This window comes from Streptomyces sp. XH2 (assembly GCF_049725035.1).
Lineage (GTDB): Bacteria > Actinomycetota > Actinomycetes > Streptomycetales > Streptomycetaceae > Streptomyces > Streptomyces roseoverticillatus.
Map to the genome: position 1 here is coordinate 46995 of NZ_JBMMMZ010000013.1, position 14732 is coordinate 61726.

The 14732-nt window shown below is 72.0% G+C and carries 13 protein-coding genes; 8 read left to right on the forward strand and 5 right to left on the reverse strand.

What is annotated here, in order from left to right:
* Positions 1-26: 26 nt before the first annotated feature.
* Both ACOTKD_RS25715 and ACOTKD_RS25720 read right to left on the reverse strand, forming a co-directional pair.
* Positions 27-1220, reverse strand: coding sequence for a lipase family protein (locus ACOTKD_RS25715; RefSeq protein WP_424891391.1), 1194 nt, complete (start codon positions 1218-1220; stop codon positions 27-29).
* Between the two features lie 287 nt (positions 1221-1507).
* On the reverse strand, positions 1508-1711 hold the full coding sequence (locus tag ACOTKD_RS25720) for a cold-shock protein (protein WP_003984261.1): 204 nt from the start codon (positions 1709-1711) through the stop codon (positions 1508-1510).
* Between the two features lie 292 nt (positions 1712-2003).
* Between ACOTKD_RS25720 and ACOTKD_RS25725 the strand changes: the two genes are divergently transcribed.
* On the forward strand, positions 2004-2900 hold the full coding sequence (locus tag ACOTKD_RS25725; protein ID WP_424891586.1) for a menaquinone biosynthetic enzyme MqnA/MqnD family protein: 897 nt from the start codon (positions 2004-2006) through the stop codon (positions 2898-2900).
* Positions 2901-2949: 49 nt separating this feature from the next.
* On the opposite strand, the gene ACOTKD_RS25730 is transcribed toward ACOTKD_RS25725, so the two are convergent.
* Positions 2950-3978, reverse strand: coding sequence for an alpha/beta hydrolase (locus ACOTKD_RS25730; protein WP_424891587.1), 1029 nt, complete (start codon positions 3976-3978; stop codon positions 2950-2952).
* A 261-nt stretch (positions 3979-4239) separates the two neighbouring features.
* Between ACOTKD_RS25730 and ACOTKD_RS25735 the strand changes: the two genes are divergently transcribed.
* The 6 genes from ACOTKD_RS25735 to ACOTKD_RS25760 all read left to right on the forward strand — a co-directional run bounded on the left by ACOTKD_RS25735 (position 4240) and on the right by ACOTKD_RS25760 (position 11287).
* Complete coding sequence (locus ACOTKD_RS25735) at positions 4240-5856, forward strand: protein kinase domain-containing protein (RefSeq protein ID WP_424891392.1); 1617 nt, start codon at positions 4240-4242, stop codon at positions 5854-5856.
* A gap of 103 nt (positions 5857-5959) precedes the next feature.
* Positions 5960-7144, forward strand: coding sequence for a cyclic dehypoxanthinyl futalosine synthase (gene mqnC / locus ACOTKD_RS25740; RefSeq protein ID WP_169748841.1), 1185 nt, complete (start codon positions 5960-5962; stop codon positions 7142-7144).
* Between the two features lie 7 nt (positions 7145-7151).
* Positions 7152-7811, forward strand: a complete 660-nt coding sequence (locus ACOTKD_RS25745) for an amidohydrolase family protein (protein WP_424891393.1) — start codon at positions 7152-7154, stop codon at positions 7809-7811.
* Positions 7812-8168: 357 nt separating this feature from the next.
* Positions 8169-8867 (forward strand): demethylmenaquinone methyltransferase, encoded by a 699-nt coding sequence (locus ACOTKD_RS25750; protein ID WP_424891394.1) that lies wholly within the window; start codon positions 8169-8171, stop codon positions 8865-8867.
* 142 nt (positions 8868-9009) lie between these two features.
* Positions 9010-9915, forward strand: a complete 906-nt coding sequence (locus ACOTKD_RS25755) for a hypothetical protein (protein WP_424891395.1) — start codon at positions 9010-9012, stop codon at positions 9913-9915.
* Between the two features lie 94 nt (positions 9916-10009).
* Positions 10010-11287, forward strand: coding sequence for a geranylgeranyl reductase family protein (locus ACOTKD_RS25760; protein WP_424891396.1), 1278 nt, complete (start codon positions 10010-10012; stop codon positions 11285-11287).
* Between the two features lie 127 nt (positions 11288-11414).
* On the opposite strand, the gene ACOTKD_RS25765 is transcribed toward ACOTKD_RS25760, so the two are convergent.
* Together ACOTKD_RS25765 and ACOTKD_RS25770 are read right to left on the reverse strand one after the other, a co-directional pair.
* On the reverse strand, positions 11415-12443 hold the full coding sequence (locus ACOTKD_RS25765; protein WP_424891397.1) for an ArsR/SmtB family transcription factor: 1029 nt from the start codon (positions 12441-12443) through the stop codon (positions 11415-11417).
* Positions 12444-12803: 360 nt separating this feature from the next.
* On the reverse strand, positions 12804-13646 hold the full coding sequence (locus ACOTKD_RS25770) for a C40 family peptidase (RefSeq protein WP_424891398.1): 843 nt from the start codon (positions 13644-13646) through the stop codon (positions 12804-12806).
* Between the two features lie 716 nt (positions 13647-14362).
* Between ACOTKD_RS25770 and ACOTKD_RS25775 the strand changes: the two genes are divergently transcribed.
* The gene (locus ACOTKD_RS25775; protein ID WP_030368484.1) at positions 14363-14722 is read left to right on the forward strand and encodes an NADH-quinone oxidoreductase subunit A; all 360 of its coding nucleotides are present in this window, start codon (positions 14363-14365) and stop codon (positions 14720-14722) included.
* Positions 14723-14732 lie beyond the last annotated feature (10 nt).

The window sequence follows — 14732 nt, forward strand, 5'->3', positions numbered from 1 at the left end:
CGGCCCGGCGCTCGCACCGCGAGCCGTCAGCAGTTGCCCGCCGCCGGTTCGCCGGCGAACCGGTCCGCGAGCCAGTTCGCCGCCGGCACCGACTCGGCGGCCAGGCTGGAGCCGTGCGCGCCCTGCGGCAGGGCTTTCCAGTCCACCACGGCGCCCTTCGCGCACCAGCCGGCGCGCAGCAGCGCGGCGCTGTCGTAGGGGACGATCTCGTCCTGCGTCCCGTGGTAGAGGTGCACGGGCCGGTCGGGGGCGTGCGTGCCGAGGTCGGAGGAGCGCAGGGCGCGCTGCCAGTCCGGCTGCTGCAGCGGGTTGCGGACGGTCACGTCGGAGATCCTGCTGAACAGGTTCGCGGCGGTGCCGGCCGTCACGCAGTGCGCTGTGAGGAAGGCGGCCTTGGCCCGGCCCTTGTCGTTGAGGTACGAGGCGAGGTCCAGCTCGGGGAAGGCGGCGTCCTGCCCGATCGCGGCCATGAGGATCAGGCCCGCGCCGATGCGGCCGTCGTTGAACTCGGCGGCCTTGATGAGGTCGGCGGGGACGCCGCCGGCCGCCGTCCCCTTGACGTTCAGCTCGGGCGCGTACGCGTCGTGCAGCTCGGCCGCCCAGCCGGCGGCCTGGCCGCCCTGCGAGTAGCCCATGATGCCGACGGGGCCGTCCGGGGTCAGGCCCGTGCCGGGCAGCCGCTGCGCGGCGCGGGCGGCGTCGAGGACGGCGTGGCCCTCGGAGCGGCCGACGGTGTACGTGTGGGTGCCGGGCGTCCCGAGGCCCTCGTAGTCGGTGACGGCCACAGCCCAGCCGCGCAGGGTGAGCAGCTGGATGAGGTTGCCCTCCACGGTCGTCCCGTACGGGAAGCCGGCCGAGGGGGCGCACTGGTCGGCGAGGCCCACGGTGCCGACGGCGTAGGTGACGAGCGGGCGCGGCCCGGTTCTGCCGTCCTGGGGGACGATCACGGTGCCGGAGACGACGTCCGGGGCGCCCGTGGCGGTGGTGGAGCGGTAGGTGATGTGCCACGCCTTGGTGCGGGTGGGCTGGCCCGGCAGGGGGTGGAAGGAGGTGGGGGCGGAGGTGACGATCTCGCCCGGGGCGGGGGCGGGCCAGGCGCCCGCGGTGCCCGCGGTGCCCGCGAGGCCGAGGGAGACGGCGAGGGCGCCGGCGGCGGCCCACGTTTTCGCGCGGAGCTGCTTCGTACGGAGGTGCCAACGCAGGTGCGTGCGCAAGTGCATGCGGCTCTCCTGACTGTTCAGTTGTGTCCGGTCACTCATGTCTCGTCGCGAAACCCTCGGACGAAACTCCGAAACGCCCGTACCTCCGTGATCGCCCGCGGGTGATCGGAATCCCCGCCCGAACGAAAGAAAACGAAAAAAACTGATCGATAAGAAGTCGCTAAGAGTTCATGAACGATCGGGAAAAGGCAGGAGCCCGGCACCTCCGCCGAAGCGGAAGGCCGGGCTCCTTGGGTACGGCGCGTCGACCGCGATCGGTCGAGGCGTCACACCGGAGGATCCGAAGATCAGACCGGGGTGACGTTCTCCGCCTGCGGGCCCTTCGGGCCCTGCGTGACGTCGAAGTTGACCTGCTGGTTCTCCTCGAGGGAGCGGAAGCCAGAGGCGTTGATCGCGGAGTAGTGAACGAAGACGTCGGGGCCCCCGCCGTCCTGGGCGATGAAGCCAAAGCCCTTTTCAGCGTTGAACCACTTCACGGTTCCGGTAGCCATAAAGCCCTCCTTGGGCCCAAAGGGTTGCCCTGCTCCAGAACCTGCGAGAAGTCTGAAAACTACAAAAGCCTGCGGGTCACATGCTCCGCAGGCTCTGTACTGCAAGGGAAACCAAACTGCAACTTGCGGCGAGCCTAGCACGCGAGGTTCTCTCGCGGAAGGAGTTGAAGATCACGCTGTCGGATGGTTTTCCCGGTGTTCCGGACGGAAAAGATCCCCGGTCGGGCACCCGGCCGGAGCACCCCCCGGCCCCATCGGTCCGGCGGTCCGGGACTAGCCTCCCGATGTGGACATTTCAGCCTCGGCCGTAACGACCGACCCCGATGCCGGCTCTCCCGCAGGTGACCTTCGGCGCAGCCGTCCGCGCGTGGGTCACATCCAGTTCCTGAACTGCCTGCCCCTCTACTGGGGCCTCGCCCGCACGGGCAGCCTGCTGGACCTGGACCTGACCAAGGACACCCCCGAGAAGCTCAGCCGGCAGCTGATCGAGGGCGAGCTGGACATCGCCCCGGTCACCCTCGTCGAGTTCCTGCGCAACGCGGACGACCTGGTCGCCCTCAAGGACATCGCCGTCGGCTGCGACGGCCCGGTGATGTCCTGCGTGATCGTCTCGCAGGTGCCGCTGAGCGAGCTGGACGGCGCCCGCGTCGCGCTGGGGTCCACCTCTCGTACGTCCGTGCGCCTGGCGCAGCTCCTGCTGGCGGACCAGTACGGCGTGCGCCCGGACTACTACACCTGCCCGCCGGACCTGGGCCTGATGATGCGCGAGGCGGACGCCGCCGTGCTGATCGGCGACGCGGCGCTGCGGGCCTCCCTGCACGACGCCCCGCGGCTGGGCCTTGCGGTCCACGACCTCGGGCGGATGTGGAAGGACTGGACGGGCCTGCCGTTCGTCTTCGCGGTGTGGGCCGTGCGCAAGGACTACCTGGCGCGCGAGCCGGAGATCGTCGCCAAGGTCCACGAGGCCTTCCTCGCGTCCCGGGACGTGTCCCTGGAGGAGGTCGCGAAGGTGGCCGAGCAGGCGGCGCGGTGGGAGGCCTTCGACGCCGGGCTGCTGGAGCGCTACTTCACGACGCTGGACTTCCGCTTCGGGCCGGAGCAGCTCGCGGGCGTGACCGAGTTCGCCCGCCGCACGGGCCCCACGACCGGCTTCCCGGCCGACGTGCGGGTGGAACTGCTGGAGCCCTGACCCCCGGGGAGGGGATCAGGGCTCCGGGCAGGAACGAACCGCAGCGGGCCTACGGGGCGACGGGGCCCACCATCTGCTCGCTGATCCACTGCATGCTGCCCATGTCCATGCCCTGGATGTAGGTCACGGCGTTGTGCTTGCCGCCCTCGATCTTCTGCAGGCGGGTGTGGACCGGGCCCTTGTTGCCGTAGGTGGCGATGAACTTGTCCACGTGCGGGATGACGCTGGACTCCTTCGTCCCGTACTGGAACGCGAGGTAGACGTCGGTCCCGGGCTTGTTCGCGGCGATCAGCTGCTTGGCCAGCACCTCGGGGTTGTTCTCGGCCTTCTCCTTCTCGTGGCCGTTCCACAGCCGCGAGTCCGGGACGATGTCCGGGCCGGACGCGATCACGGCCTTGAACTTGTCCGGGTGCTTCAGGACGGCCTTCAGGCCCGCGAAGGCGCCGGAGGAGGAGCCCATGAACGCCCAGCCGTCGCGCGACTTCACCGTGCGGAAGTTGGCCTTGATCAGGTCCGGGACGTCCTCGGTCAGCCAGGTGCCCATCTTCGGCTGGCCCGGGATGTCACTGCCGTCCCAGTAGAGGCCGCCGGTGTCCGGCTGCGGGTTGAGGACCGGCATCGCCAGGATGAACGGCTTGCCCTTGCCCTCGTTGTACCACTTGGTGACGGACGACTCGAGGTGCAGGCCCCCGTCGTCCATCCAGTAGTTGTTCGGGAAGCCGGGGCCGCCCGGGAGCGCGATCAGGACCGGGAAACCGTGGTCCTTGAACTTCGGGTCCTTGTACGCCTTGGGCGCCCAGACCCACACCTTGCCCTTGAAGCCGGACTTCTTGCCGTCCAGGGTGGTCACGGCCACCTGGGTGCCGTCGGAGAGGGTGCTGGTGTTCTTGAACTCGGCCGCCGGGCCCGTCGGCATCAGCACCGGGGAGTCCGGCTTCGCGGCGTTCGCGCCGCCGGCCTGGCCGCCGCCGTTGCCCGGCTGCTCCTGGCCGAAGCTGACCGGCTTGCCCTTGTCCGAGAACGGGCCGATCTTGAAGTAGTTCAGGATGCCGGCGGCTATGAGGCCCACCACGGCTATGGACGCCACGATGATCGTCCATTTCTTGCCACGGGATCCGCGGCCGTGGCCGCAGGGGTGGCCGCAGGACCGGCAGATCCCTTGTTGCTGGTGCGTCATCGCGTCGCTCCGGACGTTGCTGCTGCCCCGAAGGACATGGCGGTTTGTTCCGTCCGTGTGGATGGGGAAACCGCCCTGGGGGGTTCCTGAGGCACCCCGTGAATTGAGTCATAGGCCGAGACCGGGGTCCGCAGGCCCCCGCCGGGGGAGGCGAAAGGCCCGATGGAGCCCTTGCAGGCGGAAGACCCGCAGGTCATCGGCGTGTACCGGCTGCTGGGGCGGCTGGGCGCGGGCGGTATGGGAAGGGTGTACCTGGGTCGCAGCGCCGGCGGCCGCACCGTGGCCGTCAAGGTGGTGCATCCCCATTTTGCCCTGGATGACCAATTTCGCGCGCGTTTTCGACGCGAGGTGGCCGCGGCCCGCCGCGTGGGCGGGGCGTGGACCGCGCCCGTCCTGGACGCCGACCCGGACGCCCCGCTGCCCTGGGTCGCCACGGGCTACGTGGCCGGCCCGTCCCTCACCGAGGCCGTCCTCGCCACCGGGCCCCAGCCGGAGCGGACCGTACGGGCCCTCGGAGCGGGGCTCGCGCAGGCCCTCGCGGCCGTCCACGCGCTCGGCCTGGTCCACCGCGACGTCAAGCCGTCCAACGTGCTGCTCGCCGTCGACGGGCCCCGGCTGATCGACTTCGGCATCGCCCGGGCCACGGAGGGCACGGCGTCACTGACCGCGACCGGCGTCTCCGTCGGCTCGCCGGGCTACATGGCGCCGGAACAGATCCTCGGGCACGCGGTGACGGGGGCCGCGGACGTCTTCTCCCTCGGGGCGGTGCTCGCCTACGCGGCGACGGGCGGGCCGCCGTTCCCCGGCGACAACGCGGCGGTCCTGCTCTACAAGGTCGTCCACGAGGCGCCGGTCCTCGGGCCCGCCCTGGCGGGCGGCCTGCGCTCCCTGGTGGAGTCCTGCCTGGCCAAGGACCCGGCGGCGCGGCCCGCCCCGCGGGAGATCGCCGCCGCTCTGGCCCCGGACGGCGCGGACGCCCCGGCGGGCGCGGGCTGGCTGCCGGGAAGCCTCGTCGAGGAGGCGGCCCACCGGGCGGTGGAACTGCTGGCCCTGGAAGCGACCGCGCCGGGGGCGCCGCCGGGAGAGTACGGGCCGCGCCCGGAGGCCGTGCCGCCCGTGCGGCGCGGCGCGCCCGCGGTGCAGCCGGGCGCAGCGGGCACACTCGCGCCGCCGGGGGCCGCGGACGGCGGGCCTGCGACGGAGGCGGCTGCGCCTGCAGAGGCGGGTGTGCCTGAGGAGAGAGCGCCTGCGGAGGCGGGCGGGGCGCGCCGGTTCCGCCGGGGGCGGGTACTGGCCGGTGCAGTGCTCCTGCCGGCGGTGCCGGCGGCCGTCCTGCTCTACCTGTTCGGCGTGATCCCTCCGTCCGGCGGCGGTGGCGAGGAGCCTCCGGCCGCCACGCGCTCCGCCCGCCCGGACGCCGGGCCGGCTGCCGTGCCGCCGGGCTTCACCGGCACCTGGAGCGGCAGTGTCGTCACGGGCAACGGCCTCGCCAACGGCACCATGTCCAGCGTGATCGCCGGCGGCGGCAAGGGCGACTACGTGATCCGTACGACCTATGACGTGCTCGGGACCGTGCAGTGCCACAGCAAGGCGAAGCTCCTCTCCTCGACCGCCGACCGGCTCGTGCTGGAGGAGAGCACGGACGGGGAGCGGGGTGCCCTCTGCACGAGCGCGACCGCCACGGTCACCTACCGGCTCGCCCCGGACGGGAAGATCCGCTTCGCTTCCGACGACGCCGGGGGCGGCAGACCCACCGCGACGCTCGCCCGCACCGGTTGACCGCCCACCCCCCGGCCCGTCAGGGCCCTGGCGTAGGCTGACGGTCGTGTCAAACCCCCTCCGAAGGGACGCCCCGGTGAGCGAGAAGGCCGAACTCACGCCCATGGATGTGACCGCGGTCCTCGACCGTGCCGCCGCCGGTGGCCGCATCACCCCGGAGGAGGCGCTCGACCTCTACCGGCACGCTCCGCTGCACGCCCTGGGAGCCGCCGCGGACGCCGCCCGGCGCCGCCGCTACGCGGGCATCGAGCACATCGCCACGTACATCATCGAGCGCAACATCAACTACACGAACTCGTGCGTCACGGCGTGCAAGTTCTGCGCCTTCTACGCCCCGCCGAAGAGCGACAAGGTCTGGACGCGCCCCCTCGACGACATCCTGCGCCGCTGCGCGGAGACCGTGGAGCTCGGCGGCACGCAGATCATGTTCCAGGGCGGCCACCACCCGGACTACGGCGTGGAGTACTACGAGGAGCACTTCTCGGCCATCAAGAAGGAGTTCCCGCAGCTGGTGATCCACTCCCTCGGCGCGTCCGAGGTGGAGCACATGTCGCGGATCTCCGGCGTGAGCGCCGAGGAGGCGATCCGCCGCATCCACGCCGCCGGCCTGGACTCCTTCGCGGGCGCCGGCGCCGAACTCCTGCCGGCGCGGCCGCGCAAGGCCATCGCGCCGCTGAAGGAGTCCGGCGAGCGCTGGCTGGAGATCATGGAGCTGGCGCACACCCTGGGTGTCGAGTCGACCTCCACCATGCTCATGGGCACCGGCGAGACGAACGCCGAGCGCATCGAGCACCTGCGCATGATCCGTGACGTGCAGGACCGCACGGGCGGCTTCCGCGCCTTCATCCCGTACACCTACCAGCCGCAGAACAACGTGCTGAAGGGCCGTACGCAGGCGACCGTCTTCGAGTACCTGCGGATGATCGCCGTCGCCCGGCTCTTCCTCGACAACGTCGCCCACATCCAGGGCTCCTGGCTGACCGTCGGCAAGGAGGCGGGCCAGCTGTCGCTGCACTACGGCGCGGACGACCTGGGCTCGGTGATGCTGGAGGAGAACGTCGTCTCCTCGGCCGGCGCCAAGCACCGCTCCAACCGCATGGAGCTCATCGACCTGATCCGCAAGGCGGGCCGGGTCCCGGCGCAGCGCGCCACGACGTACGAGCACCTGGTCGTGCACGACGACCCGGCGAACGACCCGGTCGACGACCGCGTCGTCTCGCACCTGTCGTCGACGGCGATCGAGGGCGGCACGGCGCACCCCGAGCTGAAGCTCATCGACGCGGGCTGACGCCGCCGTGCTGACGCTGCACACGGCCGGCCTGCTGCTGACCGCCGCCCCGGGCGCGGCTCCCGTGCCCGGCGGCGCCGTGGCCGTGGACGGTGACACGGTCGCGGCCGTCGGCCCGTACGAGGACGTGGCCGCGGCCTTCCCGCAGGCGCGCGTGCGGCGCTGGCCGGGGGTGCTGACGCCCGGGCTGCGGCAGTGGCACGCGGTGCGGCTGCTGAGCGAGGCCTACTACCCGGATCCGCGCGAGTACGACCAGCTCGGGGACCGCCCGCTCACCGGCGAGCGGCGGGCGGCGCTGGAGATGACCGAGACCCGCAGGGCGGGCAGTGTCCGGCGAGGGCTGCAGCAGATGCTGCGGCACGGCACGACGGCGGTGGCCGCGATGGGCGGCTTCAAGGACCCCGTGGTGTCGGCGGCCGTGGCCCGGTCGGGGCTGCGGGTCGTGCCGGCCCTGCTCGCGCCGGGGATCCTGACCGGCGAGCCGGATCTCGACCCCTTGCAAGAGGGCAGGGACCTGCCCGGTTCGGTCGAAGCGCCCCTCGCCGTCGGCGGACCGGCCGACTTCGCCGTCTTCGACGTGCCCGACGAGGCCGCCCTGCTGAAGGCGGGCGCGGCCACGTGCGTCGCGACGGTGCTCGCCGGCCGGCTGGTGTACCGGAGCCGCTGAGCGGATGCGGCGGACGCGGCCCGTCAGTGATCCGTAAGGACGGCCGTGCCGCACATCAGGGCACCGTCAATGCGGAGGGCCGCGGTCCGTTCCGCGGGGCAGGATGAGTGACGCGGGGACGGCCGCTACGGGCGTCCCGCGGTGTCACTGTGGAGGGCCCTGGCAACGGTTTCGGCACGCCGGGCCGCAAGGGCGCGCAACGCCGGGCGGGGGGTCCGGCGGTCCCGGGGAGCGGGGGCTCCCGGGACGAGCGCAGTCGGCACCGCAGGACGGCCGGTCCTTCCCGGGCGGGCCGTCCCCGACCAAGCCTCCCGCCCCTCTGCGTTCCCGCCCGCCCCGGGGGTGAACAATGGGGGCGTGACCCGAGCATCCCTGGACAAGCAGCCGCACGAAGTCGCCGCGATGTTCGACGACGTGGCGGCCAAATACGACCTCACCAACGACGTGCTGTCGCTCGGCCAGGCCCGTCTGTGGCGCAAGGCCGTCGCCCGGGCCGTCGACGCCCGCCCGGGGGAGAAGGTGCTGGACCTCGCGGCCGGCACGGGCACCTCGTCGCTGCCGTTCGTCGTCGACGGGGCGTACGTCGTCCCCTGCGACTTCTCCGTCGGCATGCTGCGCGAGGGCAAGAAGCGCAACCCCTGGATGCCGCTGACCGCCGGCGACGCGACGCGCCTGCCCTTCGCGGACGGCGTGTTCGACGCCGTCACGATCTCCTTCGGGCTGCGCAACGTGCAGGACACCGGTGCGGCGCTGCGCGAGATGCTGCGGGTCACCCGCCCCGGCGGCCGCGTGGTGATCTGCGAGTTCTCGACGCCCACCTGGGCGCCGTTCCGCACGGTCTACAGCGAGTACCTGATGCGCGCCCTGCCGCCCGTCGCGCGGGCCGTCAGCAGCAGCCCCGACGCGTACGTGTACCTCGCCGAGTCGATCCGCGCCTGGCCGGACCAGCCGGCGCTCGCCGGGCTGCTGCAGGAGGCGGGCTGGTCGAAGGTCGCGTGGCGCAACCTGACCGGTGGCGTCGTCGCCCTGCACCGGGGGACCAGGGCGGCGGGCTGAGCCCTCCCCTCCGGGGGTGACCGGCGGGGCCCGCTCCGGGGCCCCGCCGGCCTTCGACGGTTTGTCATGGGCAGGGCGCCCACGGTCGATACGATCAAGATCGTCCGCCTCCGCACGACCGTCCCGAGCCCCGGAGCGCCTCATGCCTGTCTGTCTTCACTGCGGTACCCCGTTCGTCCGGGAGGAGGCGCACTTCTGCATGAAGTGCGGGCGGCCGCGGACGCACGCGGGGGCCGCTCCCGGGCAGTTCAACGCCTACGGGTTCCCCGCCGCCCCCCGCCGTTCCGGCGTGCTCAAGTGGGTGGGGGTCGGGCTGGCCGTCTGCGTGCTCGGCGGGGCCGTGGTGGGCGGCGTGCTGCTGTCGAACGGCAAGAAGGACGGCGGCAAGCAGCACACCCTCGGCGTCGACGACGAGACGCCCGCCGCACAGGCCGCGCCCCCGGCGGCGCCGAGCGCGCCGGCCGGCCCGTCGCCCTCCGCGTCCGCGTCGCCGTCCGGGTCTCCGTCCGCCTCCGCGCCGGCCTCCGCGTCGCCGTCGCCTTCCGAGTCCGTGTCCGCCTCCCCGTCGGCGTCCGGCCCGGAGTCCGCGGAGCCCGTTCCCGGCGGCTACGAGAAGGTGACCGCTCCGGAGGGGTTCGCGCTCGCGGTGCCCAAGGGATGGCGCCGGGAGGACAAGGGGAGCGGCCAGATCGACTACACGGGCAGCACCGGCCCCGAGCACCTGCGGATCGGCATCGTGCGCGACACGAAGCAGGCGCCGTACGAGCACTTCCAGGAGCTGGAGAAGGGCGGGGAGGGGCAGAACGGCTACCGGCGCGTGTCGATGACGCGGAACACCTTCCAGGGCCGGCCGGGCGCCCTGTGGGAGTGGACCTGGACCGAGAAGTCCACCGGCCGCACCATGCACGCCTACAACCAGGCGTACGTGGACGCCTCGGGCACCGAGTACGCCATCATGTTCGCCGGCCGGGACGAGGGGGACGCGACCCGGAAGCCCTTCGACACCGCGCTCGGCTCCTGGCAGGCCGGCTCGCGGGCTTCCGGCTGAAGCTCCGCGGGGCATGGGTGGCCCCCACCCGGGGGCGGGCGGGCGGCTCATAGACTCGGGTGACCAGTCCTCAGCCGAACCGGGAGAGCCGACCGTGACCGATACCGAACACTCCGCGGATGTGATCGTCGTCGGGGCCGGCCCGGCCGGGTCGACCACCGCGTACTACCTCGCCAAGGCCGGACTGGACGTCCTCCTGCTGGAGAAGACGGCGTTCCCGCGCGAGAAGGTGTGCGGCGACGGCCTGACCCCGCGCGCCACCAAGCAGCTCGTGTCGATGGGCATCGACATCTCCGAGGAGGCGGGCTGGCTGCGCAACAAGGGCCTGCGCATCATCGGCGGCGGCGTCCGGCTGCAGCTCGACTGGCCGGACCTCGCGTCCTTCCCGGACTACGGACTGGTCCGCAAGCGCGACGACTTCGACGAGCAGCTGGCCCGCAACGCGGTGAAGGCCGGCGCCCGGATGTACGAGCGCTGCAACGTGGGCGCCCCCGTCATCGACGACCGCACGGGCCGCATCGTGGGCGTCGAGGCGAAGCTCGGCGAGGAGAAGACGCCGGTCACCTTCCGCGCCCCGCTCGTCGTCGCCGCCGACGGCAACTCCTCCCGGCTCTCGCTGGGCATGGGCCTGCACCGCCGCGAGGACCGCCCGATGGGCGTCGCCGTGCGGACGTACTTCACCTCCCCGCGCCACGAGGACGACTACCTGGAGTCCTGGCTGGAGCTGTGGGACCGGCGCGGCCCGAAGGACCGGCTGCTGCCCGGCTACGGCTGGATCTTCGGCATGGGCGACGGCACGAGCAACGTCGGCCTCGGCGTCCTCAACACCTCGGAGTCCTTCAAGGAGCTGGACTGGCGCGAGGTCCTCAAGGCCTGGTGCGCCTCGATGCCCGAGGACTGGGGCTACACCCCGGAGAACATGACCGGCCCGATCCGCGGCGCCGCCCTCCCCATGGCCTTCAACCGCCAGCCGCACTACACGCGCGGCCTGCTGCTGGTCGGCGACGCCGGCGGGCTCGTGAACCCGTTCAACGGCGAGGGCATCGCGTACGCCATGGAGTCCGGGCAGATCGCCGCGGACGTCATCGTGCAGGCGCACGCGCGCGCCTCGTACGCGCAGCGCGAGCTGGCCCTGCAGCGCTACCCGAAGGTCCTCAAGGACACCTACGGCGGCTACTACACGCTCGGCCGGGCGTTCGTGAAGCTCATCGGCAACCCGAAGATCATGAAGATCGGTGCCCAGCACGGCCTGACGCACCCGCTGCTGATGAAGTTCACGCTGAAGATGCTGGCGAACCTCACGGACCCGACGGGCGGCGACGCGATGGACCGCATCATCAACGGCCTGAGCAAGGTGGCGCCGAAGGCGTGACGGGGGGTCCGTCCTTCGGGTGACTTCCGGGAACGGGCCACCCGGCAAGGGCCCTGTGGCGAGCCCCTATGGAGATCCCCTGCGGAGATGTCCTATGGAGATCCCTGCGGAGATCCCCTGTGGAGAACTACGCCACTCCGTTCAGCAGCGCCAGCCCCAGCGGCGTCAGCGTGTGGTGCACGGACGGCCCGTTGCGGCGGGTGGTCAGCAGCCCCGCTTCCCGCAGCACGGTCGCGTGCTCGCTCGCCGAGGCCGGGGAGACCCCGGCGCGGCGGGCGAGCTGCGCGGTGCTGCCGCCGTCCGCCGCCGCGTCCAGCACGCGGGCGCGGGTGCGCCCGAGCAGTGCGGTCAGCCGCGCGAGGTCTCCGGAGCCGCTCCCGGCGGGGCCGGTGAGCACCGTCTGGTAGGCGGTGAGGTCGAGGGCGACGGGGTAGCAGAGGTCGATGGGCGCCTCGTCGTCCGCGCTGTGGGCCCGCGCCGTGGGGTGCGGCCAGAAGAACGAGGGCGTGAGGGTCAGGCCCCGGCCCGCCAGGTGCACGTCGTGGAAGTCCCGGTGGAAGCCCTCGTTGTGCATGCAGGGCACGTGCAGCACGGGCGACTCCCAGCGCACCGTGGGGTGCAGGGTGGCCAGGAGGTGCTCGACGCCCTGCTCCGCGGCGGTGCGGATGCGGCGCGTGCGGTCGGCCCGCACGCAGGCGGTCACCTGCGACCAGTAGGGCGCGAGGGCCGTGTCGTAGTACGAGCGGAAGGCCTGGTCGACGGTGCGGGCGGCCGGCCGGTCGGCGGTGTGCAGGTCGCCGAACCACTGTGGCACGGGGCGGTGGTCCAGCGCGCACTCCAGCTCGGCCGTCCAGACCTTCTGCGGCAGGGCCCACACGGACTCCAGGCTCTCCCCGAGCGTGGTGGCGCCGTCCTCGGCGTGCAGGAACGCCTCCGGGAGGTACTCGCCCATGTCCGCCGGGGCGAGCTCCAGCAGGGGCCGCATGAGGGGGCTCAGGCCGCGCTGGGTGCGCTGCCGCCAGCCGTCGAGGGCGATCCCGCCCATCCAGCGGTTCTGCAGCACGGGCAGGCTCAGCGCCGCCTCCGCCAGGGGGTCCGGGCCGGGCGTGAGGCGCACCCTGCCGAGGTCGTCCGGGCCGAAGTGGATGCGGAGCACGACGACCGACGGTAGCGCGACGGCGCCCGCGCGGGGAACCTCCGCGCAGGGCTTCGCGCGGATTCGCCCGGGACCCCGCGCGCGTCCGGATTCGGCTCCCGCCGAAGGGCTTTGTCCCGCCGGTGACGGTGCTTGCAGACTTCACATACCGGGACGGGCGCTTCTCCAGCGGCTCGGAGTGCCCGTTCCGGTACGGGGGAGGCCGGGGACGCGTCCTGTGGGTGACGGGGGTCGCAGGGCGTCCGGCCGGCAGCCGCGCCGCGGGCCGTGCGGGGGACACGGCCGCCGGCGGGCATGCCGAAGGGCCGCCGTCCCGAGCGGTGGGACGGCGGCCCTTCGTACGTCTTCCGGCGTCCTGGGTTACAGGACGCGGACCGCGCCGGTGGGCGGGTCGTAGTTCATGTTGCGCTCGACGATGCCCGTGCTCGGGTTCTGCGCGCCGATGAACTTGCCGCCGCCGACGTACACGGCCACGTGGTACGCGCTGCCCGCGGGGCCCCAGTACAGGATGTCGCCGACCTGCAGGTTGCTCAGCGAGACCGCGGTGCCGGCCGTCGACTGGTCCTGCGAGACGCGCGGCAGGCTGATGCCGATCTGGTTGTAGGCGGCCTGGACCAGGCCGGAGCAGTCGTAGGAGGACGGGCCGGTGGAGCCCATCACGTACGCCTTGCCGAGCTGGGCCTCCAGGAAGGACACCAGGGTGGAGGTGGAGCCCGTGGCGCCCTTGGAGGAGGACGAGGCGGCCGTGGCCGCGTCCTCGGAGGTCTGGGCGGCGGACTTGGTGCTGAGGCTCGTGCGCTCGGTGGCGCGGGAGGCGCGCTCGGCCTCCTCCTTCTCGCGCTTCTCCTTGGCGGCGGCGGCCTTGCGCTCCGCCTCCGCCTTGCGCTCGGCCTCGTCAGCGGCCTTCTTGGCGGCGGCCTCGACCTTGCTGGTCGCCTCGTCCTGCTGCGCGCGGTCCTGGAAGTCGAAGGACGTCTGCTGGGTGGCCGCCGCGCTCTGCGCGATGGACGTGGCCAGGGCCGCGTTGACCGCGGGCATCTCGACGGTCGCCTCGACGGGCTTCTCGGCGGCGGTGGCGGAACCGGCGCCGGCCACGGCCAGGGTGCTGAGGACGCCACCGGCAACACCAGTGCGGACGACCCACGACTGGGTGGCCGTACGACGGGGCTTCCGGTGGCTGGTTATGTGCGCGTTGGGGGACATGGGACAACGGACTATCAGTCCGCGCAGGTTGAGTTCAATAAAGGTGACGTGCGTCACAATTGACGTGTGCACACTCAGAATTCGGGCATTTGATCACGGGAACATCACGGTGATCGATCGCCCGTGAACCCCTATCAGCCGCCTCAGCATGGGGTTTTGGCCACCGGTCATGATCGGCGATGGTCATATCACCATCACGGCTCGCGTGTCGAGGCTACCCACGAAATCCAGCCCGCGAACCTCCTGGCGCGTGGCGCAGCTCACGTCCCGGCCGCCCCGTGCGGGCTCTCGTGAACGAAGGCACCAGGAGTGCGCCGCGGGCGATGCCGGGTCAGCAGGAGGCCGCCCCATATCAGTTGACGGCGGCCCGTGCCAATTTGCCCGCACGGCGTGCTTCTTGATAGTGCACCACCCCTCCGACCAGGTGCAGGGCGGCCGAATGTCACCCCTCGTGATCACTTGTGCGCTTCGTGTACGAAGATCGCCGCTCATCCGACTTGGTGATCGTTCGTCAGGTGGTGGAGATCACAAACGCGGGTGTGTACCCCGTGTCGCAGATCACAGACCGACGGGCATAGGATGCAATCGACCCGGGCTTGTGAACTGCCTCACATATCGGCGATCTTCGCGGTGATCTCCGGTGGCCCGCAGGGGCGGTCCGCCCGGCCGGGTTGGTTGAGCCGGCAGTCAGCGTCGACTGGAAGGAGCGAGGAGCGGTGAACGCCTACGCGCCCATCCTCGTACTGGGAGCCCTCGGGGCAGGCTTCGCGATCTTCTCCGTGGTCATGGCCTCGATCGTCGGGCCCAAGAGGTACAACCGCGCCAAGCTCGAGGCCTACGAGTGCGGTATCGAGCCCACCCCGCAGCCCGCGGGCGGCGGGCGCTTCCCGATCAAGTACTACCTGACGGCGATGCTCTTCATCGTCTTCGACATCGAGATCGTCTTCCTCTACCCCTGGGCCGTCACCTTCGACGCCCTGGGTCTGTTCGGGCTCGTGGAGATGCTGCTCTTCGTGCTCACCGTCTTCGTCGCCTACGCCTATGTCTGGCGCCGCGGCGGCCTGGAATGGGACTAGGGGGCACCAC

What these genes read in the sequence shown, in the direction of transcription:
- ACOTKD_RS25755 (WP_424891395.1), top strand. Translation starts at nt 9,010, where the DNA reads ATGCCTGTCTGTCTTCACTGCGGTACCCCGTTCGTCCGGGAGGAGGCG.
- ACOTKD_RS25720 (WP_003984261.1), bottom strand. Translation starts at nt 1,711, where the DNA reads ATGGCTACCGGAACCGTGAAGTGGTTCAACGCTGAAAAGGGCTTTGGC.
- ACOTKD_RS25735 (WP_424891392.1), top strand. Translation starts at nt 4,240, where the DNA reads ATGGAGCCCTTGCAGGCGGAAGACCCGCAGGTCATCGGCGTGTACCGG.
- ACOTKD_RS25715 (WP_424891391.1), bottom strand. Translation starts at nt 1,220, where the DNA reads ATGCACTTGCGCACGCACCTGCGTTGGCACCTCCGTACGAAGCAGCTC.
- ACOTKD_RS25770 (WP_424891398.1), bottom strand. Translation starts at nt 13,646, where the DNA reads ATGTCCCCCAACGCGCACATAACCAGCCACCGGAAGCCCCGTCGTACG.
- mqnC (WP_169748841.1), top strand. Translation starts at nt 5,960, where the DNA reads ATGGATGTGACCGCGGTCCTCGACCGTGCCGCCGCCGGTGGCCGCATC.